The 23,714-nt window shown below is 55.8% G+C and carries 28 protein-coding genes; 14 read left to right on the forward strand and 14 right to left on the reverse strand.

The annotated features are described in order from the left end of the window. Window positions 1–116: 116 nt before the first annotated feature. Window positions 117–947 carry an N-acetylmuramoyl-L-alanine amidase gene (locus tag N037_RS03680; RefSeq protein ID WP_032639041.1) on the reverse strand — a complete coding sequence of 277 codons (831 nt, stop codon included), beginning with the start codon at window positions 945–947 and terminating at the stop codon, window positions 117–119. Beyond that, the gene (locus N037_RS03685; RefSeq protein ID WP_023310944.1) at window positions 944–1,267 is read right to left on the reverse strand and encodes a heavy metal-binding domain-containing protein; all 324 of its coding nucleotides are present in this window, start codon (window positions 1,265–1,267) and stop codon (window positions 944–946) included. The genes N037_RS03680 and N037_RS03685 overlap by 4 nt, the downstream gene beginning before the upstream one ends. Window positions 1,268–1,364: 97 nt before the next feature. On the opposite strand from N037_RS03685, the gene N037_RS03690 reads away from it, so the two are divergent. The 6 genes from N037_RS03690 (at window position 1,365) to artJ (ending at window position 5,907) form a co-directional block, all read left to right on the forward strand. Next, window positions 1,365–1,883 (forward strand): lipoprotein, encoded by a 519-nt coding sequence (locus N037_RS03690; protein WP_023335076.1) that lies wholly within the window; start codon window positions 1,365–1,367, stop codon window positions 1,881–1,883. 226 nt (window positions 1,884–2,109) lie between these two features. After that, window positions 2,110–2,838, forward strand: coding sequence for an arginine ABC transporter ATP-binding protein ArtP (gene artP / locus N037_RS03695; protein ID WP_023310942.1), 729 nt, complete (start codon window positions 2,110–2,112; stop codon window positions 2,836–2,838). Between the two features lie 19 nt (window positions 2,839–2,857). Beyond that, a complete protein-coding gene (gene artI / locus N037_RS03700) occupies window positions 2,858–3,589 on the forward strand; it encodes an arginine ABC transporter substrate-binding protein ArtI (RefSeq protein ID WP_008500032.1) in 732 nt (243 codons plus the stop codon). Between the two features lie 6 nt (window positions 3,590–3,595). Then, window positions 3,596–4,312, forward strand: a complete 717-nt coding sequence (artQ, locus tag N037_RS03705) for an arginine ABC transporter permease ArtQ (protein WP_023310941.1) — start codon at window positions 3,596–3,598, stop codon at window positions 4,310–4,312. Further along, window positions 4,312–4,980 (forward strand): arginine ABC transporter permease ArtM, encoded by a 669-nt coding sequence (gene artM, locus N037_RS03710; RefSeq protein ID WP_032639043.1) that lies wholly within the window; start codon window positions 4,312–4,314, stop codon window positions 4,978–4,980. Before artQ ends, artM begins: the two co-directional genes overlap by 1 nt. A 195-nt stretch (window positions 4,981–5,175) precedes the next feature. Next, on the forward strand, window positions 5,176–5,907 hold the full coding sequence (gene artJ, locus N037_RS03715; RefSeq protein WP_023335073.1) for an arginine ABC transporter substrate-binding protein ArtJ: 732 nt from the start codon (window positions 5,176–5,178) through the stop codon (window positions 5,905–5,907). 84 nt (window positions 5,908–5,991) lie between these two features. Here artJ and N037_RS03720 read toward each other — a convergent pair whose 3' ends face one another. Both N037_RS03720 and N037_RS03725 read right to left on the reverse strand, forming a co-directional pair. Continuing rightward, window positions 5,992–7,464 (reverse strand): sensor histidine kinase, encoded by a 1,473-nt coding sequence (locus tag N037_RS03720; RefSeq protein ID WP_023335072.1) that lies wholly within the window; start codon window positions 7,462–7,464, stop codon window positions 5,992–5,994. Further along, on the reverse strand, window positions 7,461–8,183 hold the full coding sequence (locus N037_RS03725) for a response regulator transcription factor (protein WP_023335071.1): 723 nt from the start codon (window positions 8,181–8,183) through the stop codon (window positions 7,461–7,463). Before N037_RS03725 ends, N037_RS03720 begins: the two co-directional genes overlap by 4 nt. A gap of 144 nt (window positions 8,184–8,327) precedes the next feature. Between N037_RS03725 and N037_RS03730 the strand changes: the two genes are divergently transcribed. From N037_RS03730 to N037_RS03740, 3 genes are read left to right on the forward strand one after another with little or no spacing between them, the layout of a single operon-like run. Continuing rightward, window positions 8,328–8,924 carry a cytochrome b/b6 domain-containing protein gene (locus tag N037_RS03730; RefSeq protein ID WP_023335070.1) on the forward strand — a complete coding sequence of 199 codons (597 nt, stop codon included), beginning with the start codon at window positions 8,328–8,330 and terminating at the stop codon, window positions 8,922–8,924. Between the two features lie 9 nt (window positions 8,925–8,933). After that, window positions 8,934–9,704, forward strand: coding sequence for a molybdopterin-dependent oxidoreductase (locus tag N037_RS03735; protein ID WP_023335069.1), 771 nt, complete (start codon window positions 8,934–8,936; stop codon window positions 9,702–9,704). Window positions 9,705–9,732: 28 nt separating this feature from the next. Then, window positions 9,733–9,978 carry a pentapeptide MXKDX repeat protein gene (locus N037_RS03740; protein ID WP_023335068.1) on the forward strand — a complete coding sequence of 82 codons (246 nt, stop codon included), beginning with the start codon at window positions 9,733–9,735 and terminating at the stop codon, window positions 9,976–9,978. Window positions 9,979–10,018: 40 nt separating this feature from the next. Here the strand turns inward: N037_RS03740 and rlmC are convergent, their stop codons facing one another. From rlmC to nfsA, 9 genes are all read right to left on the reverse strand, one after another. After that, entirely contained in the window at window positions 10,019–11,146 is a 1,128-nt protein-coding gene (rlmC, locus tag N037_RS03745; protein WP_023335067.1) for a 23S rRNA (uracil(747)-C(5))-methyltransferase RlmC, read from the reverse strand. Window positions 11,147–11,186: 40 nt separating this feature from the next. After that, on the reverse strand, window positions 11,187–11,660 hold the full coding sequence (locus N037_RS03750; RefSeq protein WP_032639045.1) for a YbjO family protein: 474 nt from the start codon (window positions 11,658–11,660) through the stop codon (window positions 11,187–11,189). A 65-nt stretch (window positions 11,661–11,725) separates the two neighbouring features. Beyond that, window positions 11,726–12,571, reverse strand: coding sequence for a putrescine ABC transporter permease PotI (gene potI, locus N037_RS03755; RefSeq protein WP_023310934.1), 846 nt, complete (start codon window positions 12,569–12,571; stop codon window positions 11,726–11,728). Beyond that, the gene (gene potH / locus N037_RS03760; RefSeq protein WP_023335064.1) at window positions 12,568–13,521 is read right to left on the reverse strand and encodes a putrescine ABC transporter permease PotH; all 954 of its coding nucleotides are present in this window, start codon (window positions 13,519–13,521) and stop codon (window positions 12,568–12,570) included. Before potH ends, potI begins: the two co-directional genes overlap by 4 nt. Before the next feature lie 9 nt (window positions 13,522–13,530). Beyond that, on the reverse strand, window positions 13,531–14,664 hold the full coding sequence (gene potG / locus N037_RS03765; RefSeq protein ID WP_024907855.1) for a putrescine ABC transporter ATP-binding subunit PotG: 1,134 nt from the start codon (window positions 14,662–14,664) through the stop codon (window positions 13,531–13,533). A gap of 98 nt (window positions 14,665–14,762) precedes the next feature. Further along, on the reverse strand, window positions 14,763–15,875 hold the full coding sequence (gene potF, locus N037_RS03770) for a spermidine/putrescine ABC transporter substrate-binding protein PotF (protein WP_032639047.1): 1,113 nt from the start codon (window positions 15,873–15,875) through the stop codon (window positions 14,763–14,765). Between the two features lie 351 nt (window positions 15,876–16,226). Next, window positions 16,227–16,703, reverse strand: a complete 477-nt coding sequence (locus tag N037_RS03775; RefSeq protein ID WP_014169308.1) for a YbjN domain-containing protein — start codon at window positions 16,701–16,703, stop codon at window positions 16,227–16,229. Between the two features lie 63 nt (window positions 16,704–16,766). Then, window positions 16,767–17,669, reverse strand: a complete 903-nt coding sequence (gene rimK, locus N037_RS03780; RefSeq protein ID WP_032639049.1) for a 30S ribosomal protein S6--L-glutamate ligase — start codon at window positions 17,667–17,669, stop codon at window positions 16,767–16,769. Between the two features lie 69 nt (window positions 17,670–17,738). Beyond that, window positions 17,739–18,461 carry a nitroreductase NfsA gene (gene nfsA / locus N037_RS03785; protein WP_032639051.1) on the reverse strand — a complete coding sequence of 241 codons (723 nt, stop codon included), beginning with the start codon at window positions 18,459–18,461 and terminating at the stop codon, window positions 17,739–17,741. Window positions 18,462–18,645: 184 nt separating this feature from the next. On the opposite strand from nfsA, the gene N037_RS03790 reads away from it, so the two are divergent. After that, window positions 18,646–18,915, forward strand: coding sequence for a GrxA family glutaredoxin (locus N037_RS03790; protein ID WP_006809455.1), 270 nt, complete (start codon window positions 18,646–18,648; stop codon window positions 18,913–18,915). Window positions 18,916–18,945: 30 nt separating this feature from the next. Here the strand turns inward: N037_RS03790 and N037_RS03795 are convergent, their stop codons facing one another. Further along, entirely contained in the window at window positions 18,946–19,320 is a 375-nt protein-coding gene (locus tag N037_RS03795; protein WP_023335059.1) for an inner membrane protein YbjM, read from the reverse strand. 273 nt (window positions 19,321–19,593) lie between these two features. On the opposite strand from N037_RS03795, the gene N037_RS03800 reads away from it, so the two are divergent. The 4 genes from N037_RS03800 (at window position 19,594) to arsC (ending at window position 23,626) form a co-directional block, all read left to right on the forward strand. Further along, window positions 19,594–21,279, forward strand: a complete 1,686-nt coding sequence (locus N037_RS03800; RefSeq protein ID WP_023335058.1) for an aspartate:alanine antiporter — start codon at window positions 19,594–19,596, stop codon at window positions 21,277–21,279. A gap of 252 nt (window positions 21,280–21,531) precedes the next feature. After that, the gene (locus tag N037_RS03805) at window positions 21,532–21,852 is read left to right on the forward strand and encodes a metalloregulator ArsR/SmtB family transcription factor (RefSeq protein ID WP_023335057.1); all 321 of its coding nucleotides are present in this window, start codon (window positions 21,532–21,534) and stop codon (window positions 21,850–21,852) included. 40 nt (window positions 21,853–21,892) lie between these two features. Then, window positions 21,893–23,182, forward strand: coding sequence for an arsenic transporter (locus N037_RS03810; RefSeq protein WP_032639053.1), 1,290 nt, complete (start codon window positions 21,893–21,895; stop codon window positions 23,180–23,182). Between the two features lie 12 nt (window positions 23,183–23,194). Next, complete coding sequence (gene arsC, locus N037_RS03815) at window positions 23,195–23,626, forward strand: glutaredoxin-dependent arsenate reductase (RefSeq protein ID WP_032639055.1); 432 nt, start codon at window positions 23,195–23,197, stop codon at window positions 23,624–23,626. Window positions 23,627–23,714: the final 88 nt, after the last annotated feature.

Consider the following 23,714-nt stretch of genomic DNA (forward strand, 5'->3'; position numbering starts at 1 on the left):
CTATCTTAAATCCGGATGATTTTAAGTCAATTAACTAAAAATGAATTGAGTTTGTACTTAAGATTAATCTGAAGGAATCAAAGAGAAAACGACTCATTCGGGGGTATTCCGAAGGATTACCCCTGTCCGTAATTCTCCAGAAGGGCTTCAGCAATGGCCATCGTTTCGACGTCCGCGACGCCGTTCCACAGGTCAGGCCGGAAATGCATCTGGAACGCCGTGATGATGCGCTTTTGCTGCGCCGGGGTGCTGTCAGCCGGCACTTCATAGCCATACCGTGCGAGGAGATCGAGTAATTCCCCGGTATCCACCTGCTGATAGCGCGGACGCCCGTTTATATAGAACGCGACGCGCGCCGGATCGGGCCACGCGCCAATGCCCTGCTGTGCCAGCTGCCGCCACGGGAACAGCGGACCGGGGTCGTCTTTGCGCTGCGGAGCGATGTCCGAATGGGCCACCACGTTTTCAGGCCTGATGCTGTAGCGGGTAATAATGTCTCTGGCGAGCGGCACCAGCGCCGCAATTTGCGCGGGCTCAAACGGGGTAAAATGCTTAACGCCTGACGTTTTTTGCCAGCCGCGATTTTCCAGCTCAATGCCGACAGAGGTATCATTAATCCGGTTAGTGCCGCGCCAGAAGCTGATGCCCGCATGCCAGGCCAGTTCGCTCTCAGGCACCAGCTGCCAGATGCGCGGTTTACCGTCCGGCGCCGGGGGTTTAGCCGGGATCAAATAGTGCGAGCTGACGTTCTTATCCGTCAGCGTGGCCAGCGAGCTGTCAAAGTCATCCGCGGTGTAGTGGATCACCAGCACCTTTATTCGCGGGTAAGCCGCCTGCGCCTGATGGCGCGTGTCCAGCTCGTAGGCGCCTTTGTCGATGATCCCTTTTTCGGTGGCACACCCTGCCAGCAGCAGCGCCAGCAGGAGTGTCGCATACAAACGCTTCATCGCAGGGTTTTTACCGCCGTACCGCTTACGCTCACCATCAGCATGCTGGCATCTTTCCCGACCGTTTCGTAGTCGATATCAATCCCCACGACAGCATCCGCGCCGAGGGCTTCCGCCTGCTCGCCAAGCTCTTTAAAGGCGATTTCGCGCGCTTTACGCAGCTCTTTTTCGTATGCGCCCGAGCGGCCGCCAACGATGTCGCGGATACCGGCAAAAAAGTCGCGGAAGATATTGGCGCCGAGAATCGCTTCGCCGGTAACCACGCCGCAATACTCGGTTATTGTCTGCCCTTCCAGGGTTGGCGTTGTTGAAAACTGCATGGTTTCTCTCCTTCTTTAGCGTTCAATGCCTTAGGCACAGCATTATCGGTTCGTTACGCTATGATTGAAAGGATAGTTAATAAATAAGGAAATCAACATGCGCTATTCTGCTTTAACACTTTTGGTGCCCTGCGCGCTGGTGCTCAGCGCCTGTACCACCACGGTCACGCCAGCCTTTAAGGATATCGGTACCCGCAGCGGCCCCTGCATCGAGGGCGGCCCGGACACCGTGGCGCAACAGTTCTATGATTATCGCATTCAGCACCGCAGCAACGATCTCACCGGCCTGCGCCCGTATCTGAGCGACGGCCTGGCAAAACTGCTTAACGACGCCACCCGCGATCCGCAGCATAACGCCCTGCTGAAATCCGACCCGTTCTCCAGCCGTACCACGCTGCCGGACAGCGCTGAAGTAGCCAGCGCGTCAACCATCCCGAACACCGATGCCCGCAATATTCCGCTGCGCGTGAAGCTGACGCAGGGAACCCAAACCTGGCAGGATGAAGTGCTGATGATCCGTGAAGGACAGTGCTGGGCGGTAGACGACGTGCGCTACGTGGGCGGCAGCGTTCATGCCCCGGCAGGCACGCTTCGCCAGTCGATTGAGAATCGCTAAACCCGCCGATGCAACCTGGTAACCCCCGTAAAATGTGCGGCATTTCATGCGGAATGCCGACATTTATACTCGCCGACCTTACCGTTCGCTATTTTGTGCTATGTTTAAGAGGAAACACGGGTTATATTTAACTTTTAACGCAGAAATATTGCATAACTATTCTGTCAACGGTACTATCTGCGGCCTCAATTGCTATAGATTGCCTGGATGAGTAAAGACTGCCCCGATGAGTATTAAACTAAACGGCATTAACTGCTTCTACGGCGCACACCAGGCGCTGTTTGACATCACGCTGAACTGCCCGGAAGGCGAAACGCTGGTTTTGCTTGGACCAAGCGGTGCAGGCAAAAGCTCCCTTCTGCGCGTCCTTAATCTGCTTGAAATGCCCCGTTCAGGTACGCTGGCAATTGCCGGTAACCATTTTGATTTCGCGAAAACGCCGTCTGATAAAGCGATTCGCGAACTGCGTCAAAACGTCGGCATGGTCTTCCAGCAATACAATCTCTGGCCGCATCTGACCGTTCTGCAAAACCTGATTGAAGCGCCGTGCCGCGTGCTGGGGTTAAGCAAGGATCAGGCGATAGCGCGTGCCGAAAAGCTGCTGGATCGTCTGCGCCTTAAACCTTACAGCGACCGCTATCCGCTGCACCTTTCCGGTGGTCAGCAGCAGCGCGTGGCCATTGCCCGCGCACTGATGATGGAGCCAGCGGTACTGCTGTTTGATGAACCGACCGCGGCGCTGGACCCGGAAATCACCGCCCAGATCGTCAGCATCATTCGCGAGCTGGCGGAAACCAATATTACGCAGGTTATCGTCACCCACGAAGTGGAAGTGGCGCGTAAAACCGCCAGCCGTGTGGTCTATATGGAAAACGGTTATATCGTTGAGCAAGGTGATGCGAGCTGCTTCGCGAACCCGCAAACCGATGCCTTCAAAAACTATTTATCTCATTGATTGTGTCAGGGGAAATATAATGAAAAAAGTATTACTTGCCGTGCTGCTTGCTGGCGTTACCCTTTCCGCTACCGCAGCCCAGACCATTCGTTTCGCCACGGAAGCCTCTTACCCTCCGTTTGAATCCATTGATGCGAACAACAAAATTGTTGGCTTCGACGTGGACCTGGCTAACGCCCTGTGTAAAGAGATCGACGCGACCTGTACCTTCAGCAACCAGGCGTTCGACAGCCTGATCCCAAGCCTGAAGTTCCGCCGTATCGACGCGGTGATGGCCGGTATGGACATCACCCCGGAGCGTGAAAAGCAGGTGCTGTTCACCACCCCTTACTACGACAACTCCGCCCTGTTCATTGGTCAGAAAGGTAAATTCACCTCTGTCGATCAGCTGAAAGGCAAAAAAGTCGGCGTGCAGAACGGCACCACGCACCAAAAATTCATCATGGATAAACATCCGGAAATCACCACTGTTCCGTATGACAGCTACCAGAACGCGAAGCTGGATCTGCAAAATGGTCGTATCGACGGCGTATTTGGTGATACCGCGGTTGTGACCGAGTGGCTGAAAGCGAACGACAAGCTGGCGCCTGTGGGCGACAAAGTGACCGATAAGGATTACTTCGGTACCGGTCTGGGGATTGCCGTTCGTCAGGGCAACACTGAGCTGCAGCAGAAATTTAACGCTGCGCTGGAAAAAGTGAAGAAAGACGGCACCTACGAAACCATCTACAAAAAATGGTTCCAGAAGTAATTCCTGATGAATGAAATTTTTCCTTTAGCAAGCGCCGCCGGGATGACCGTCGGCCTTGCCGTTTGCGCACTGATTATCGGCCTCGTGCTGGCGATGTTCTTTGCGGTGTGGGAATCCGCGAAATGGTTCCCCGTCGCCTGGACAGGCTCCGCGCTGGTCACCGTGCTGCGTGGGCTACCGGAAATTCTGGTGGTCCTGTTTATCTATTTCGGCTCCTCGCAGCTGCTGCTCACGCTGTCTGACGGCTTCACGATCAATCTTGGCTTTGCGCAGATCCCGGTGCAGATGCAGATTGAAAACTTCGACGTCAGCCCGTTCCTGTGCGGCGTGATTGCCCTCTCCCTGCTCTACTCCGCGTACGCGTCGCAAACGCTGCGCGGTGCGCTGAAAGCCGTGCCGCAGGGTCAGTGGGAGTCGGGTCAGGCGTTAGGCCTGTCGAAATCAGCCATCTTCTTCCGTCTGGTCATGCCGCAGATGTGGCGCCATGCCCTGCCGGGCCTCGGCAACCAGTGGCTGGTGCTGCTGAAAGATACCGCGCTGGTGAGCCTGATCAGCGTGAACGATTTGATGCTGCAAACCAAAAGCATCGCCACCCGTACCCAGGAGCCCTTTACCTGGTACATTGTGGCGGCGGCTATCTACCTGGTGATCACGTTGCTCAGTCAGTACATCCTCAAGCGTATTGACCTGCGTGCGACGCGCTTTGAACGGAGACCAGGCTGATGCTTGAATATTTCCCCGAGTTGATGAAAGGGCTGCACACCAGCCTGGCGCTGACCGTGGCGTCCATTATCGTAGCGCTGATCCTGGCCCTTATCTTTACCATCATCCTGACGCTGAAAACGCCGGTGCTGGTGTGGATTGTGCGCGGGTACATCACCCTGTTTACCGGTACACCGCTGCTGGTGCAGATCTTCCTGATTTACTACGGCCCGGGCCAGTTCCCGTCGCTGCAGGAGTATCCGGTTATCTGGCACCTGCTCTCTGAACCGTGGCTGTGTGCCCTGATTGCCCTTTCGCTGAACAGTGCGGCCTATACCACCCAGCTGTTCTACGGGGCGATCCGCGCCATCCCTGAAGGACAATGGCAGTCCTGCGGGGCGCTGGGCATGAGCAAGAAAGACACGCTGGCGATCCTGCTGCCGTACGCCTTTAAGCGCGCGCTCTCCTCTTACTCCAACGAAGTGGTGCTGGTGTTCAAAAGTACCTCTCTGGCCTACACCATCACCCTGATGGAGGTGATGGGTCACGGACAGCTGCTCTATGGACGCACCTATGACGTAATGGTGTTCGGCGCGGCTGGCGTGGTTTACCTGGTGGTTAACGGCCTGTTGACGCTGATGATGCGCCTGATCGAGCGTAGAGCGCTGGCGTTTGAGCGCAGATCGTAGATCGGGCAAGCGCAGCGCCACCCGGCAAGAAGTGCATAAATGTGATTAATCAATGCGGATAACTTTTTGGTTATCCGCTTTTTTTTATCCCAATATAAATATTTACTCATATATATTGCATACAAATTCATTAAATGGCATTGTACATCCATGCCGCAGACACGGCGCATAAATAAGACAGACGGGAGTATTACAATGAAAAAGTTAGTTCTGGCCGCATTACTCACAGCCTTCGCCGCTGGCGCATCCGCTGCTGATAAAATTAATTTTGGCGTGTCCGCCACCTATCCGCCGTTTGAATCGCTGGATGCCAGCAACCAGATCGTGGGTTTCGACATTGACCTGGCGAAAGCGCTGTGCAAACAAATGCAGGCCGACTGCACCTTTACCAACCACGCGTTCGACAGCCTGATCCCGTCGCTGAAATTCAAAAAATACGATGCGGTGATCTCCGGGATGGACATCACGCCTGAGCGCAGCAAGCAGGTCGCGTTCACCGACCCGTACTACGCCAACTCGGCGGTAGTGATTGCGAAGAAAGGCGCTTATACCTCTTTCGATCAGCTGAAAGGCAAACGCATCGGGATGGAAAACGGCACCACGCACCAGAAGTACCTCCAGGACAAGCATCCTGAAGTGAAAACCGTAGCCTATGACAGCTATCAGAACGCGATTATCGACCTGAAAAATGGCCGTATCGACGGCGTGTTCGGCGATACGGCCGTGGTGAACGAATGGCTGAAAACCAATCCGCAGCTGGGCACCGCAACCGAGAAAGTGACCGATCCGCAGTACTTCGGCACGGGCCTCGGCATCGCGGTACGTCCGGATAACAAAGCTCTGCTGGAAAAACTGAACGGCGCGCTGAAAGCGATTAAAGCGGACGGCACGTATCAGAAAATCAGCGAGCAGTGGTTCCCGCAGTAAGGGTTTTTGCCGGGTGACGGCTGCGCCTTACCCGGCCTACGGGGGGAGTTGTAGGCCGGGTAAGCGCAGCGCCACCCGGCACTCTCACAACGGCACAAAGAACCTGAACCGTGCCCCGCTCACCGACTCCATCAGCCTGATCCCGCCGCCGTGCAGCTCCAGCATGCGTTTTACGATTAACAGCCCTAACCCGCCGCGATTCTCCCGCGATGCCTGTGGGTTTAACGCAGAAGGACGCTGAAACAGATCGTCACGCAATGCACGCTCTATGCCTGACCCGCTGTCCGCCACCTCAACCTGAAGAAGCCCATTCTCCTGCCAGACTTTTAGCAAAATCTCGCCTCCTGCCGGAGTATGGCGAACCGCATTATCCAGCAAATTCGTGACCACCCGCTCAATCATCGACACATCGGCATACACCAGCGGCAGTGGCCCAGGGACGTCTATATGTATTCGCAACTGCCTTGTCTGTGTGGTCAGTTCAAATTTCTGTGCCACATCTGAAATCAACTCAGCCATCGCAAAACGCTCGCGCTGCGGTTTAATTCCCCCATGCTCAAGGCGCGCCAGTTCAAACAGCTGTTGAGAGAGATGGCGCACTTTCTGCCCCTGACGCAGCGCGATAGCCAGGTACTGCTTCTGCTCTTCTGGACTCAACGTGGCGGACTTGAGCGATAAGGTTTCGAGATACCCTAGCAGTGAAGTCAGCGGCGTACGAAGATCGTGAGAGATATTGGCGATAAACTCCCTGCGCTGGCGGTCGCTGTCAGCCAGTTGATCCCATTGTGAAGCAATCTTGCGCGACAACTCGATAAACGTATTACGAAGCAGTTCAACTTCGTTTTCAGGTGCCAGATTGACCGGCCGGGCGGCCAGACTTTTTATGGCGCTTATGCTGTCCTGCTCAAGGTCATCTACCTCGCGGGTTAACTGTTCCACTGGACGGGTAACCCATTTTTTGACTAACCACCAGGCCAACGCGCCAAAGATTAATGCCAGTAACAGCGATCCTACGATAGCGTCGGTCAAGGTCTTATGCCACGCGGTATTCGCCAGTGCATTGAGGTTTTCGCCCTGGAGAATAATATACAGGTAGGAATGCAGATTGCCGTTAAGGAGGATCGGCGCAACGCTGAACACCTTGCGCTGATCAAGACTTCTTGGGTCATCACCATACACAGGAAAAGCGGCCCCGGATAAATAGTTGTTTAACGGGGTAAGATCGATCGTTTGGCGCTTCATGTGCCCGACCGGCGCCGCGTCTGCCACAATATGTCCCTGAGGCGACACCACGTAGAGTTCAACGCTGGGATTAAGCGTCATCAGACGATCAAATAGCGATTTGAGATTCTCAGTGTTTGCTTTACCCTGGTTATCCAGAAGCGGTTCACTGTTTACTATCTGCTGCGCCAGCCCCGCAGACAGACGCTGCACCATGGCATCACCATACTGCTTACTGCTATAAAGCTGTACCCCACATGCCACGAACATGCATACAACAAGCGTGGCGCTAAAAAGAAGTGACAGACGCTGGCTTAACGTTAAGTGGCTTATCATACGTGGGGCTCCGCTTTTTCCACGGCAAATTTGTACCCTTTCCCCCACACCGTCAGAATGATATCTGGCTCTGCAGCATCTTTTTCAATTTTGACACGCAGACGGTTAATGTGCGTATTTACCGTGTGCTCGTACCCCTCATGCTGATAGCCCCAGACATGATCCAGCAACGATAAACGGGAAAATACCTCGCCCGGATGACGGGCAAACCAGTAGAGCAAATCAAACTCACGCGGGGTTAAGTCGATGGTTTCCCCTCGCAGGCGAACCTCTCGTGCCAGAGGGTCAATTTCCATGCCGTGACAGCGAATGATGCCAGCCTCAAGACGTAGATTTTGCCCCATTGCTTCCTGACGTCGAAAGAGCGCCTTGACGCGAGCAATCAGCTCCAGAACGGAGAAGGGTTTAGGGAGATAATCGTCAGCCCCCATCTCGAGCCCCAGTACACGGTGCGTCTCGCTGGTGCGTGCGCTAATGATAATGACAGGCAGATAGCGGGTCATCTGGCGGATACGGCGACAGATCTCCAGCCCGTCCACGCCAGGCAGCATCAAATCGAGAATGACTGCATCCCATTGCTGTTTTTCCAGTTGTAGCAGTGCACGTTCACCATCGGATTCGTGCACAATCTCGAAACCTTCATCTTTTAAGTTCAGGCTCAGGAAGGCGGCGATATCGCAATCGTCCTCCACCAGCAATATTTTCTTTGCGTTACTCATGACCCACGTCCACGCCGTTTCATTACAGATGAGCTTACCTAATAACGCCCGCCAGAGTTATCACATTTTATTTAAACTTCCGTGAGGATGTAGTGACCAAATTTATCTTAGGATTTGACCACGCAATGGGATAACGAGGTCACCATGTCTCAGCCAACAGCTGTTATTCATCCCCTTTGGGTCAGGGTGTGTCACTGGATTAATGCCCTTGCCATGGCTGGCATGGTATTCAGCGGATGGCGAATATATAACGCTTCGCCGTTGTTTCCCTTCTCTTTTCCCTCTTCCCTTACGCTGGGAGGCTGGCTGGGTGGCGCGCTGCAGTGGCACTTCGCCATGATGTGGGTTTTAGGCATTAACGGCCTGATCTACTGCACGTTAGGTGTTGTCACCGGTCGCTTTGCACGCACCTTTTTTCCTATATCTGTTAAGGGGTTGCTCAAGGATATGTCGCTGGCCCTGCGGGGAAAACTGCAGCATGCCGATCTCAGCCACTACAACATGGTTCAAAAACTGGCCTACTTACTGGCCATATTAACTGGGGTAATGCTCGTGCTTTCCGGGCTGGTTATCTGGAAATCCGTGCAATTTCCGCTTTTACGCGAACTGTTTGGAGGCTATGACACCGCACGTTACATCCACTTCTTTTGCATGTCCTTCATTGTTGCGTTTGTCGTGATCCACCTTCTTATGGTGCTGCTTGTTCCTAAAACATTACTGGCCATGCTGCGCGGTCGCTAAGGGTATCTCATGAAAAAGCCTACCTTTCTCTCTTCCCGCGACGCGGAATATCTGGTGAAGGACGCCGAAAAATCCGTAAACGCACAGCGACGTCACTTTCTTAAACAGGGGCTGACGTTAGGCGGGATCATGCTGCTTACGGGGTGTGACCTGAGCGACAACGCCAGTGTTGAAACTGCACTTTTACGAATGTCGCGCTTTAACGATCGTGTCCAGGGGTTTCTGTTTAGCGACCGCCATCTGGCACCTGAATATGCCGAACGCGACATCACCCGGCCTTTCCCGTTTAACGCGTTTTACGACCGCGACCAGATTCCGCAGATCGACGGACGGGATTATCAACTCGCTATTCGTGGCCTGGTGCGCGACACCCGCAGCTGGTCCCTGCCTGAGCTGTATCGCATGCAGCAGGTAAACCAGATCACGCGCCATATTTGCGTCGAAGGGTGGAGCGCCATAGGCCGCTGGGGCGGTATCCCCTTCCACCATTTTCTGCAGGTTATCGGTGCCGACACCCGTGCCAAATACATCAGCTTCCGCTGCGCGGATGATTACTACACCAGCATTGATATGGCGACCGCGCTGCACCCGCAAACGCTGCTTGCCCTGACCTGGGATAACCAAATCCTACCTCCTGAGTATGGTTATCCCATGAAACTCCGTATTCCGACCAAGCTGGGATACAAAAATCCCAAGCATATTCAGGTCATTGAAATCACCAATCGCTTCCCTGGCGGTTACTGGGAAGACCAGGGTTACAACTGGTTTGGTGGCAGTTAATACAACAACGTAAACGACGAGGAATACCATGAAAAAGATGATCATTGCGGCAACCATGCTTTCTGCTCTGTTTATGGCAAATGTGCAGGCGGCAGATTCCATGAGTAAAGAGACGATGGCGAAAGACAACATGTCCAGACCACACGATAAAATGTGTAAGGACAACATGTGCAAAGACGCCATGAAGAAGGATCACATGGGGAAAGACAAAATGGGCAAAATGGATAACATGAAAAAAGATGAGATGGGTAAAAAAGACGCCATGAGCCAGTAGGCCCGATCGCAGCCGGAGGGCCGCCCTCCGGCTGCTTTGCTTATTGTTTAACGAGCAGCGTCAACACTTCATAATGCGCGGTATGCGGGAACATATCGAAAAGCTGAACGCGTTCAATGCGGTAGCCCGGCAGGCTGGCAATATCTTTCGCCATGGTCTGTGCGTTACAGCTGGAATAGACGATGTACTCCGGTGCCATCTGGCTCAGGTAGTCGCACAGCGCATTCCCAATGCCGCGGCGCGGCGGGTTGACCAGCACCAGCGCCGGCACGTTGCCCTGGCCGGTGGCGAACTGCGTGGAGTCCAGCGCCTGAAAGTGCAGATTCGTTAACCCCAGCTCGGCGGCGGACTGTTTCGCGCAGGCAATCGCTTCGGCAGAAATCTCAATTCCGGTGAGCTGCATCTCGGGCGTGGCGCAGTGCAGGCCAAAGCCGCCCACGCCGCAGAAGAGATCCCACATATGCTGGATGTTTAACGCACGCACCCAGTCGCGGGCGGTGGCGTAGAGGCTGCTAGCCACGGTTGGGTTAGTCTGGAAGAAGCTTTGCGGGCGGATCCACAGCGGCACGCCGTTGAAGTTCTCGGCCAGCGCGTGCTGTTCGGTGAAGAAAATCTCTTTCTCCCCTTCCATGATCGCCATATGCACCGGCTGAATATTCGCCGTAATGACCTTCAGCTGCGGAAGCTGCGCCTGCAGCCACGGCAGCGCCGCGCGAAGCTGCTCCAGCTTGGTTTCGGAGCGCAGCACGACGCGCAGCATCATGCCGCCGTCGATCTGGCTTTCCGTCAGCAGAAGGTATTTCAGCTCCCCGCGCCTGCGGGCGACGTTGTAAGGCGTTAACCCTGCACGGGCGATAAACGGTTTCAGCGCGGCAAAAACGGGCTCAAAGGAGGCGGGATACAGCGGACAGTCGGTTAAATCTTCCGGCGTGCCGTCGCGGTGCAGCATCCCCAGCAGCGGTTTTTCCACGCTGCCGCTGACCACCATCTTGGCTTTATTACGAAAACCCTGCTCCGGGCCGCTGACGGGCGCGCACCACTCGCCCACCGCGTGTGCTGCCAGCAGCTGTTGCAGGTCGGCCATTTTGGCGGTGAGTTGTTGAGAAACCGGCTGTTCTATCCACTGACAGGAGCGGCAGCGTCCGGCGTCATAGAGTGCGCACTGCATATGAAAACCTTAAGAATCACGAGGGCTGCGATTATACACATTATTGCAGGCGGAAGAATCTCCGACTGGAGGCCGGAACGAAGAGTAGACAGAGCACCAGCATATCCGGCAGTTTTTGCATAAACAGCGCGCGCAGGATCTCGCGTTTGGATTCACCGGCAATGCTGAACAGCTCCGGGTAGCCGTATCCCAGCGAGGCGGCCCAAAGATAGCTGGCGGCAGTCACCTGCGTAAGCAGATAGACCCAGCGCGCCCAGTTGCGCCCTTTGACCAGCGAAAACGCGCAGTAGATCTCGATAAACACCAGCACCAGGCTGCTCAAAAAGACCAGCGTCAGATTCCACGTCTGCACGCTGCGGTGAATGAATTCACCGATGCCGCGCACGCCCAGGGTGTTCAGAATCATCAGCACGTCGAGGCAGCGGATCATAATAATGGCGAGCGCCGCCACCTGAACCAGTGCAGGGACGTTAGGACGCGCGTGCGTAGTACGTGATTTTTTTAGTAATCCCAATGTTTTACTTCCCTGAAAAACAGTGCCGCGTCATGCGCGGCACATCACTGGAAATTTTAAATCCTTCAGCCGCGTCTTGCACGCTGGATATCGCGCACGCGCTGCTTTTCCGCGCGCGCCATCAGATACCAGGCGATAAATCCGACAATTCCGACCACGCCGAGGATGATAGAGGCCAGGGCGTTAATCTCCGGGTTGACCCCCATGCGCACGCTGGAGAAGACCAGCATCGGCAGCGTCGTCGCCCCCGGCCCGGAGACAAAGCTGGCGATAACCAGATCGTCCAGCGACAGGGTAAACGCCAGCAGCCAGCCGGAGATCACCGCCGGCATAATCATCGGCAGGGTGATGATGAAAAAGACCTTCAGCGGCGTCGCGCCGAGATCCATCGCCGCCTCCTCAATGGAGCGATCCAGCTCGCGCAGGCGCGAGGAGATCACCACCGCCACGTAGGCGGTACAGAAGGTGACGTGCGCCAGCCAGATGGTGAGCATGCCGCGATCCGCCGGCCAGCCGATGGCGTGCGCCAGGGCCACGAACAGCAGCAGCAGCGCGAGACCGGTAATCACGTCCGGCATGACCAGCGGCGCGGTGATCATAAAGGCGAACCCGTTCGAGCCGCGAAAACGCCCGAAGCGCACCATCACCAGCGCGGCGATCGTGCCCAGCACGGATGCCATTGTCGCCGCCAGGGCGGCAATGGTCAGGCTCAGCCCCACCGCGCTCATCATCGCATCATCGTGGAACAGCTCGCTGTACCAGCGCGTCGACCAGCCCGCCCAGACCGTCACCAGCTTGGAGCTGTTGAACGAGTAGATCACCAGCATCAGCATCGGCGCATACAGGAAGGTAAAGCCGATCACGAGGATCGCAATTCGCCACGGGGAGCGCACTACCGGTAAGTTGTTCATCCGTGGTCTCCCATCTGTTTCTGCTGATGCTTGTGGAACCACATGATCGGCACGATCAGCAGCAGTAACATCACAATCGCCACCGCAGAGGCCACCGGCCAGTCGCGGTTATTAAAGAACTCCTGCCACAGCACACGGCCAATCATGATGCTGTCCGGGCCGCCGAGCAGTTCCGGGATCACAAACTCCCCCACCGCCGGGATAAAGACCAGCATTGACCCGGCGATAATCCCGCCTTTGGTCAGCGGGACAATGACGCTGAAGAAAGTTTTTAACGGACGGGCGCCGAGATCGAGCGACGCTTCCACCAGCGAGTAATCAATGCGCGTCAGGGCCGTGTAGATCGGCAGCACCATAAACGGCAGATAGGCGTAAACAATCCCGATATAGACCGCGAGGTTGGTGTGCAGGATCGTCAGCGGCTGATCGATAACCCCGAGCCACATGAGAAAGTTGTTCAGCACGCCGTTGTTTTTCAGGATCCCCATCCAGGCGTAAACGCGGATCAGGAACGAGGTCCACGACGGCAGGATCACCAGCAGAAGAAGTATGTTACGCGTCGACGGCTTGCTGTGCGCCACCGCCCACGCCAGCGGGTAGCCCATTACCAGGCAGCAGAGGGTCGAAATCGCCGCCACCTGCAGCGACTGCAGATACGCTTCGAAATAGAGCGGATCGTCGGTGAGCTGCAGGAAGTTACCCAGGTTTAAGGTCAGCGTCAGCTGCCCGTCGGCCCAGTCCAGCAGGTTGGTATAGGGCGGGATCGCCCGCGCCATTTCCGCCAGGCTTATCTTGAAAACAATCAGGAACGGCAGCAGGAACAACAGGATCAGCCACACGTACGGCATGGCGATCACCAGCTTGCGGCCGTGTTTCATCTGCATGCGCGTCAGAAAACCGGCAAAGGCGCCCGGCTTTTCTGCGCGGGCTGGAGGTTCAAGTGTGCTCATGATCGCTCCTTATACCGTCAGCACGACGCAGCTGTCAGCATCCCAGCACAGGCGCACTTCGTCACCCCAGGTCGGCTGCCCCTTGCGATAGCGATGTTCGTTCTGTAGCTGCGCGCTGAGCATCTGCCCGCTTTTCAGACGCACATGGTAAATAGACAGATCGCCCAGATAGGCAATGTGGACCACTTCGCCCACGGCAAAATTATAGCCATCGGCAGGCGGATCCTCACAGAGCATGATCTTCTCCGGACGCAGCGCCACGTACACCGGCACGTTGTCCACCACCGAGTTATCAGGATCGACCTTAAGCGGATGCTGCAGCCCCGGCGATTCAATGACCAGGCCATCTTCCTGACGATCTTTCAGCAGCCCTTCGAAAACGTTAACTGAGCCAATGAACTCCGCGCTGTAGCGGGTGGTTGGGTGCTCGTAAATCTCTTCCGGCTCGCCGATCTGCACGAACTTCCCGCGGTTCATGATCGCAATACGTCCGGCCATGGTCATGGCCTCTTCCTGATCGTGGGTGACCATCACGCAGGTCACGCCCACGCGCTCGAGAATATCCACCACTTCGAGCTGCATACGATCGCGCAGCTTTTTATCCAGCGCGCCCATCGGCTCGTCGAGCAGCAATAATTTCGGGCGTTTTGCCAGACTGCGGGCCAGCGCCACGCGCTGGCGCTGGCCGCCGGAGAGCTGGTGCGGCTTACGCTTCGCGAACTCCTGCATGTGCACCAGGCTCAGCATCTCGGCCACGCGCGCGGTAATTTCGGCCTTCGGGAGCTTGTCCTGCTTCAGGCCAAAGGCGATGTTCTGCTCCACCGTCATGTGCGGGAATAGCGCGTAGGACTGGAACATCATGTTAATCGGGCGCTGATACGGCGGCACGCTGGAGAGATCCACGCCATCGAGCATGATCTGCCCGGCGGTGGGCTGTTCGAAACCAGCCAGCATGCGCAGCAGGGTCGATTTACCGCAGCCAGAAGCCCCCAGAAGGGCAAAAATTTCGCCTTTATAGATAGTCAGGCTGACGTCGTCCACGGCATGCTGGCCATCGAAAGATTTGGTGAGGTTACGAATTTCAAGAAGCGGGGTCAGCGCTTTACGGACTTTCGCCTGCGGGCGGGGGATCGCGTCATTCACGGGGTGCTCTCCGGCAGAAATCAAATCATGGTGCAGGCGCACCATAACGGTGCGCCTGTTGCCGGGGGCGATTCGCTTGCCCGGCCTACGACAAAGGGTTATTTACCGCTTTTCACCTTGGTCCACGCGCGAGTACGCACGCGGTCAATTTTTGGATCCTGAACCTTAAGGGTGAAGAGCTTGGCGAACACGTCCGCCGGTGGATAGATAGCCGGGTTGTTACGGATTTCTTCGCTCACCAGCGGCACGGAGGCCTTGTTACCGTTCGCGTAGTAAACGTGGTCGCTGATGTGGGCGATCACCTCAGGACGCATCAGGTAGTTGAGGAACTGATAGGCTTCGTCTTTGTTCTTCGCATCAGCCGGCATCGCGAAGACGTCAAAGAAGGCCAGCGCCCCCTCTTTCGGAATGAAGTAAGAGACGTTCACGCCGTTTTTCGCCTCTTTCGCGCGGTTAGCCGCCTGCCACACGTCGCCCGCCCAGCCGATCGCAACGCAGATGTCGCCGTTCGCCAGGTCGTTAATGTACTGAGACGAGTGGAAGTAACGAATGTTTGGACGCAGCTTCAGCAGCAGATCGGTCGCCGGGCCGGTGTAATCATCGGCTTTACTGCTGTTCGGGTCTTTGCCCAGGTAGTTCAGCACGGTCGCGAAAATCTCTTCCGGCGCATCGAGGAAGGAGACGCCGCAGCTTTTCAGCTTCTCCAGGTTTTCCGGCTTCAGCACCACGTCCCAGCTGTCCAGCTTGACGTCCGGGCCCAGCACCGCTTTGACTTTATCAACGTTGTAGCCGACACCGGTAGTCGCCCACAGGTAAGGCATGGCGTATTTGTTGTCCGGGTCATGCTTCGCCACCAGCTTCAGCACTTCCGGATCGAGGTTTTTCCAGTTCGGTAACTTGCTCTTATCCAGCGGCTGGAAGACGCCTGCCGTCAGCTGACGCTCCAGGAAGCTTGCAGAAGGCACCACAAGATCAAACCCGGTGCTGCCCGCCATCAGTTTTCCTTCCAGCACTTCGTTGGAATCGAAAACGTCGTAGACCACTTTAATGCCGGTCTCTTTTTCAAAATTCGCCACCGTGTCCGGCGCAATATAGTCAGACCAGTTGTAAACGTGCAGCGTTTTTTGTTCCGCAGCGAGCGTGCCGGCAGAGACGGCCATCAGAGCACCCGCAACCAGACCCGATAACCATTTTTTATTCAAGGCGATCATATCTTTATTCCTTCTGAAAGCTCGTTAACAAACGAACTAAAACTGTGCAATCTGAAGATATGCAATAATCATGCATAGTTTGTCGCTCTGCCTAAAATAAAAAGAAACCTCTTTACCCGGCAGCTTCCGCTCGCTTTTTTAAGCATCGCAAGAATAACTGTAGCCCGTGTCTCCGGCTATAGCCCAGACGAAAAAACGCCTTTTATCAATTTTTTATGCAGGTTATGTCTACGTGATAAGCCGAAACGGCCTTGAGGGAGGTGAAAAATTCTTTAAAGAAAGGTTAAAAGCAGCAGAAAAAATGGCCTTCTGCAGCCGCTATGGCAGCGACTGCGCAAAAGTCAGACAGGCTTAGTGAAGAAAATTGGGAGATGCATCATTATTCTCTGCATCATCTTCCGCGCTATACAGCAGATGATGCGCGTTGGCTTCCATCATGACCATCGAAATTTGCTCTTCACTCAAGCGCATAAACCAGGAGAACTGCTTGAACGACAGCCCGGCACCGGAGAATAAAGACTGGCAAACGACCAGTTTTGGCAGATTATCATCCTGTATGTCGAGAAATGCTTTCACCGTCAAAGAACTGGCGTTGATCGCTGACAGGTCGGAGGCCAGCGCGAGCAGCGCAGACGGCTTCACTTCAGCCAGCGCGGAGAAAAGGATCACGTCGTTAATGAGATCGATTTTGGCATCGAAAATGCCGTCGAAATTCTGCATATGAGGCAGATGCAGCGCCTGGCAGGAATCGCATTCGAAGAACGTAATTCCGGCATCATCAAGCCATTGACGTAACGTATCCAGTGTAGGTACGACCTGTAAATCCATCGCTGTGCAGCCTCTTTAGTAAAAACTTCGCATAGGGTACTCAAAAAGCGCGCGGTAATCCATTTAACCGCCCGTTTTAAGACAGTAGCCCGGCGTGGCATGACGCTCGATCCATGAGATCATTTTACCCGCAATATCGACACCTGTGGTTTTTTCCACGCCTTCCAGCCCCGGCGAGGCGTTCACCTCCATCACCAGCGGCCCGCGCGTCGCCCGCAGAAGGTCTACGCCCGCCACGTCCAGCCCAAGGGTTTGCGCCGCTTTGACGGCAATTTCCCGCTCCCGGTCGCTGATATCAGCGATTCTTGCAATGCCGCCGCGGTGAAGGTTAGAGCGGAAGTCGCCCTCTTTCGCCTGGCGCTCGATGGCCGCCACCACTTCATTGCCGACCACGAAGCAGCGAATATCTCGCCCTTTCGCCTCTTCGATGTACTCCTGAACCAGAATGTGGGCATTCAGTCCCCGGAAGGCGTCAATCACGCTCTCCGCCGCCTGACGCGTCTCCGCCAGCACCACGCCAATGCCCTGCGTACCTTCCACCAGCTTGATGACCAGCGGCGCACCGCCCACCATATCGATAAGATCGCTGGTGTCGTCCGGGGAATGGGCAATCCCCGTGACGGGGAGATCGATCCCCTGACGGGCAAGCAGCTGCAGCGAGCGCAGCTTGTCGCGGGCGCGGGAAATGGCGACGGATTCGTTGAGCGGATAGCTGCCCAGCATCTCGAACTGGCGCAGCGCGGCGGTGCCGTAATAGGTGATCTGGGAGCCGATGCGCGGGATCACCGCATCAAAGTGCGGCAGCTTGCGGCCTTTGTAGTGAATCGACGAGGCGGCCGGGTCGATGTTCATATAGCAGGACATCGGGTCGAGGATCTCAACCTGATGCCCGCGTTTCGCCGCCGCGTCTCGCAGGCGTTTACATGAATAGAGCGTTCCATCCCGGGACAATATGGCAATTTTCACCCTGCACCTCTCTGAAGACATAGAAAAAGCCTGCATATCATATACGCAGGCAGGCGCAGGAGGAATGGACTATCGCGTCGCCCAGCCCTGTTTGTGGAGGTAATCAAGAATGAACGGGCGGTTTTCTTTAATGATGGTGCGACGAATATGGTCGGTCCAGGTATCACGACGGTTATTGCTGCCGCGCGTCATGTAGTAGTTCGCCAGCTCTTCATCATAGTGATTCAGGACGTCCTGATCGACCGGCTGGTAGTGGTTTTCGTGCACCAGCATCGCGGCAGGAATACGCGGCTTCAGATCCGGATTATCTGCAGGCCAGCCGAGGCACAGGCCGAACAGCGGCAGCACGTGTTTTGGCAGCTTCAGCAGCTCGGTCACGCTTTCGATGTTATTACGCAGGCCGCCGATATAAACGCCGCCTAACCCCAGCGACTCCGCCGCCGTAAAGGCGTTTTGCGCCATCAGCGCGGTATCCACCACGCCCAGCAGCAGCTGTTCGGCCAGCCCCAGCTCGGCCTCAGGGCAGATCTGCAGGTGGCGGTTAAAGTCGGCGCAGAACACCCAGAACTCTGCCGCCTGGGCCACATGCTTCTGCCCGCCGGTCAGCGTGACCAGCTGCTCGCGCATGGCCGGGTCAGTAATACGGATAATGGAACTGCACTGCAGAAAGCTGGAGCTGGAGGTCGCCCTGGCGCTGTCAATAATCGCGGCACGCTGCGCCTCGGTAATCGGCTCATCGGTGAAGTGGCGAATGGAGCGGTGGGACTGGAGCAGGTCAATCGTTGGTGTCATCTTGTCTCTCTTTGTCTTGCTAAATACGTATGGCAGCCAGTATAGGCAATGATTTGCGCGGTGTAATTGGCGAAACATAGCCTGACTGTATCAAAGCGACAGGCGAAACCTTCTTTAATGGCGGCTGGTTATCGGGCACTATATGTCCTATTCGCCGTCAGGCTTGTTTTTTGAGGAGAGAGAAATGTTTGCAGTAATTTTTGGTCGTCCAGGGTGCCCTTACTGTGTGCGCGCGAAAGAGCTGGCTGAGAAACTGACCGAAGAGCGCGATGACTTCAACTTCCGCTACGTGGATATCCACGCGGAAGGCATCACCAAAGCGGATCTCGAAAAAACCGTCGGCAAGCCGGTTGAAACCGTACCGCAGATCTTCCTCGATCAGAAACACATCGGCGGCTGCACTGACTTTGAAGCTTACGCCAAAGAACATCTGGGCCTGTTTGCCGCCCAGTAATGAAAGGACGCCCTCACCGAGAGGGCGTTTTTATTTGGGGTGCCGTCGGTGTAGAAGCAGGCTGCGCACAAATAAGTAGCAGAGCGCGCCAAGAGCGCACCAGAATACGGCGCTCATCAACCACGCCAGCTCCTGCCAGAAACTTCTCGTCGACACATACAGCAAGCGCATCAGCAGCAGACACAGCGGCGCAGCCAGTATGGCACCCAGCAGCGGTTTTGCCACCTCCCCTTTACGGGAGAGAAAACTGGCCGCGGCACCCGGCAGCGTAAAAAAGAGCAGCCCCAGCTCCGGATGACCGGACGCCCTGAATGCCCCTTTCACATTAAAAGCGAGCGACATGCACACGACGGTGAACAGCAAAAAGCAGCTGATCACCCCTGCCCAGTTTCGTTTAATGTTCAAACTATCCTCCTGACTTATCTCTATCAAATATACCTTCGTCGGGTAGACGCCCAGTCAGATAAAGCAATGCGGCAATCCTTGCCAAAGTACGCACAGGGTGATGCGATAATCAGTAGCTGTCAGTAGCTAATGCGATTAAACTACACGCCAGCTAATGTTTTAGGGAATAAAGCAGGAAACAGGGAGCGTTAACGCCTTTCCCTGACCCAGAAAACAGTAGCCCAAAAAGTCCTTTCATTCAACAACTTACTGGTAAACAAGAAGTTAGCCTCCGTGAATATAAACGTCGCAGACTTGTTAAATGGGAATTACATCCTGTTATTATTTGTGGTACTGGCGCTGGGCCTTTGCCTGGGTAAATTGCGCCTGGGTTCAGTTCAACTTGGTAATTCCATTGGCGTTTTAGTCGTCTCCTTATTATTAGGCCAGCAGCACTTCAGCATTAACACGGACGCGCTCAACTTAGGTTTTATGCTGTTTATTTTTTGTGTTGGCGTGGAAGCGGGGCCGAACTTTTTTTCAATTTTCTTCCGCGACGGCAAAAATTATCTGATGCTGGCGCTGGTGATGGTCGGCAGCGCGCTGCTGATCGCGTTAGGGCTGGGTAAACTGTTTGGCTGGGATATCGGGTTAACGGCCGGTATGCTGGCAGGCTCCATGACCTCCACCCCCGTGCTCGTGGGTGCCGGCGATACCCTGCGCCATTCCGGCATGGCCGGCACGCAGCTCTCTACCGCCCTCGACCACCTGAGCCTGGGCTACGCCCTGACCTATCTGATTGGTCTGGTGAGCCTGATCGTTGGCGCACGTTACCTGCCAAAACTGCAGCACCAGGATCTACAGACCAGCGCCCAGCAAATCGCGCGCGAGCGCGGTCTCGATACCGATTCCAAACGTAAAGTCTATCTCCCGGTGATCCGCGCCTATCGCGTCGGGCCAGAGCTGGTGGCATGGGCAGACGGCAAAAACCTCCGCGAGCTGGGGATTTACCGCCAGACGGGCTGCTATATCGAACGCATCCGCCGCAACGGCATTCTGGCGAACCCGGACGGCGACGCGGTACTGCAGATGGGCGACGACATCGCGCTGGTGGGTTACCCGGACGCGCACGCCCGTCTCGACCCGAGCTTCCGTAACGGCAAAGAGGTGTTCGACCGCGACCTGCTCGACATGCGTATCGTCACCGAAGAGATCGTGGTGAAAAACCATAACGCCGTTGGCCGCCGACTGGCCCAGCTGAAGCTGACCGACCACGGCTGCTTCCTCAACCGCGTGATCCGCAGCCAGATTGAGATGCCTATCGACGACAACGTCGTGCTCAATAAAGGCGACGTGCTCCAGGTCAGCGGCGACGCCCGCCGCGTGAAAACCGTTGCCGATCGCATCGGCTTTATCTCCATTCACAGCCAGGTCACCGATCTGCTGGCCTTCTGCGCCTTCTTTATTGTTGGCCTGATGATCGGGATGATCACCTTCCAGTTCAGCAACTTTAGCTTCGGCATCGGTAACGCCGCCGGGCTGCTGTTTGCCGGGATCATGCTGGGCTTCCTGCGAGCCAACCACCCGACCTTCGGCTACATTCCGCAGGGCGCGCTGAACATGGTGAAAGAGTTCGGTCTGATGGTCTTTATGGCAGGCGTTGGCTTAAGCGCCGGCAGCGGTATCGGCCACAGCCTGGGCGCCGTCGGCTGGCAAATGCTGGTTTCCGGACTTATCGTCAGCCTGGTGCCGGTGGTGATCTGCTTCCTGTTCGGCGCCTACGTGCTGCGCATGAACCGCGCCCTGCTCTTCGGGGCGATGATGGGGGCGCGTACCTGTGCGCCAGCGATGGAAATCATCAGCGATACCGCGCGCAGCAACATCCCGGCGCTGGGCTATGCGGGCACCTACGCTATCGCGAACGTGCTGCTGACGCTGGCGGGTACGCTGATCATCATCATCTGGCCTGGACTCGGATAACTCCTAAGTTTGCGCGTGGCGAAATTATTTTCGTTACGCGCAGAACTTTTTTATCAGGGGGCAGTCATAACTAGTGCCACTGCTTTTCTTTGATGTCCCCAATTTGTGGAGCCCATCAACCCCGCCGTTTTGGTTCAAGGTTGATGGGTTTTTTGTTGCCTGAAATTCCCGTACCTCTCATCTCAGCTTCTCTCCTGCAATAAAAACACATATGATTAAACGCATATAAAAATCACACCTGCAGGAACTCCCATGCTCCACCCACTCCAGCTCTTCAAAACCCTCTCCGACGAAACGCGGCTCGCCATCGTCATGCTGCTCCGTGAAGCAGGCGAGCTGTGCGTCTGCGATCTCTGCGCCGCGACAGCCGAATCTCAGCCTAAAATCTCCCGCCATATGGCGCTGCTGCGCGAGTCCGGGCTGGTTATCGATCGCCGTGAGGGGAAATGGGTCCATTACCGTCTCTCTCCCAACATGCCTGCGTGGGCGGCAACCGTTATCGACAACAGCTGGAACTGCCTGCGGGACGAGACGCGCATGAAGCTGAAAAACCGACTTTCAGGCTCATGCTGATCGAAACATATTCACAAAAACAGATATAAAGGAGTAAGCGATGTTTCTGGCAGGGGCTATTTTTCTGTTTACGCTGGTGCTGGTCATCTGGCAGCCCAAAGGGCTCAGTATCGGCTGGAGCGCCACCATTGGTGCCGTGCTGGCGCTGGCCAGCGGCGTGATTCACATTAACGATATACCTGTGGTGTGGAATATCGTCTGGAACGCCACGGCAACGTTCATCGCCGTCATTATCATCAGCCTGCTGCTGGATGAGTCTGGCTTTTTCGAGTGGGCGGCGCTGCACGTTGCCCGCTGGGGGAACGGTCGCGGGCGATTGCTGTTTACGTATATCGTGCTGCTGGGCGCAGCCGTTGCGGCACTGTTTGCCAATGACGGTGCGGCGCTGATCCTGACCCCTATCGTTATCGCCATGCTGCTGGCGCTGGGGTTCAGCAAGCAAGCCACGCTGGCGTTTGTGATGGCGGCGGGTTTTATCGCCGATACCGCCAGCCTGCCGCTGATTGTGTCCAACCTGGTCAACATCGTGTCGGCAGACTTCTTTAAGCTGGGGTTCAGCGAATACGCCTCGGTGATGATCCCGGTAGATATCGCCGCGATTGCCGCAACGCTGGTAATGCTGCATCTGTTCTTTCGCAAGGAAATCCCCCCGGAATATGACCTGGCAAAACTCCGCGAGCCCGCCCGGGCCATTCACGACCTCCCAACCTTCAGAACGGGCTGGATAGTCCTGCTGCTTCTGCTCGTCGGTTTCTTCGTACTTGAACCTCTCGGCATTCCGGTCAGCGCCATTGCGACCGTCGGCGCGCTGATTTTATTCGCTGTCGCAAAGCGCGGACATGCGATAAACACAGGGAAAGTGCTGCGCGGCGCACCGTGGCAGATCGTTATTTTTTCGCTGGGGATGTATCTAGTGGTGTATGGCCTGCGCAATGCCGGGCTGACGGACTATCTCACAGGCATATTGAATAACCTCGCCGGACACGGGCTGTGGGCCACCACGCTGGGGACCGGATTCATCACCGCGTTTCTGTCATCCATAATGAACAATATGCCCACGGTACTAATTGGCGCGCTCTCCATCGAGGGCAGTACGGCGACGGGATTGATCAAGGAAGCGATGATTTACGCCAACGTGATTGGCTGCGACCTGGGGCCGAAAATCACGCCTATCGGCAGCCTCGCCACCCTGCTCTGGCTCCACGTGCTGGCGCAGAAGAACATGACGATCACCTGGGGCTACTATTTCCGGACGGGCATCATTATGACGCTGCCGGTCCTGTTTGTGACGCTCGCCGCGCTGGCGCTACGTTTCTCCTTCACACTGTAATGAGCCACTGATATGAGCCACATCACCATTTATCACAACCCCGCCTGCGGCACCTCGCGCAACACGCTGGAGATGATCCGCAACAGCGGCACGGAGCCAGAGATTATCCTCTATCTGGAAACCCCGCCGTCGCGCGATAAGCTGACCACCCTGATTGCCGATATGGGTATTTCAGTTCGGGATCTGCTGCGTAAAAACGTGGAGCCCTATGAACAGCTCGGCCTGGCGGAAGATACGTTCACCGACGAGCAGCTTATCGGTTTTATGCTTCAGCACCCGATCCTGATTAACCGTCCGATCGTGGTGACGGCGCTGGGTACCCGCCTGTGCCGCCCGTCTGAAGTCGTTCTCGATATCCTGCCGGACGCGCAAAAAGGGGCGTTTACGAAAGAGGATGGCGAAGCCGTGGTGGACGCCAGCGGGAAAAAAATCTCGCCAAAGTAACCCGTTGATAATGGCGCAGTAAGGTTTGCCCGCGGCGTATCCCGCCCACCGGCCGGGTTGCATCAGCCGAAACCCGGCACATACTTCT

Origin of the sequence: Enterobacter sp. EGD-HP1 (assembly GCF_000733275.2) — a bacterium.
In the GTDB taxonomy this organism is placed as follows: domain Bacteria; phylum Pseudomonadota; class Gammaproteobacteria; order Enterobacterales; family Enterobacteriaceae; genus Enterobacter.